This window comes from Bradyrhizobium sp. BRP20 (assembly GCF_020194215.1).
Lineage (GTDB): Bacteria > Pseudomonadota > Alphaproteobacteria > Rhizobiales > Xanthobacteraceae > Bradyrhizobium > Bradyrhizobium yuanmingense.
The window spans coordinates 1-392 of record NZ_JADYVY010000126.1; the positions used below are offsets into that span (position 1 = coordinate 1).

General features: G+C 66.6%; 1 protein-coding gene. It reads right to left on the reverse strand.

Going from position 1 to position 392, the window contains the following annotated elements; genetic code table 11:
* Positions 1-392 (reverse strand): hypothetical protein (locus I6F33_RS38110; protein ID WP_225145813.1); only part of this gene is annotated, 392 nt, incomplete at both ends.

The window sequence follows — 392 nt, forward strand, 5'->3', positions numbered from 1 at the left end:
CCCGCACACGTTCGTGCAGTTGCTCGTCATCGGGTGCGGTGGTCAGCCCTTCAAACGACAACCGCTGCGCTTCGCCGAGGCGGTCCGTCATCAGGTTGGCATCGATGCGGTTGTAGAGCGGAATGCGGTCGGGCGTGTCGTCCAGCAGCCGGTTGAGCGTCTGCAAATCGCGCTCGGCCAGGGCGATGGAGATCTCGGCATAGGCCGGCCGCGTCATGCGGCGCGTGTATTGCTGCAGCAGCCACGCGCGCGCCAGATCGTTCGCCTCCTGCGAAAGCGCCCAGCCCAGCGCCGCTTCCTTGGCCACAGCGGAAACCAGCTGATCGCTCACGCGGGCCTGCTTGCGTTTGTCGGTGGGGGTCTGTGGCGGCTCGGGCGGCAAGGTGTCGATA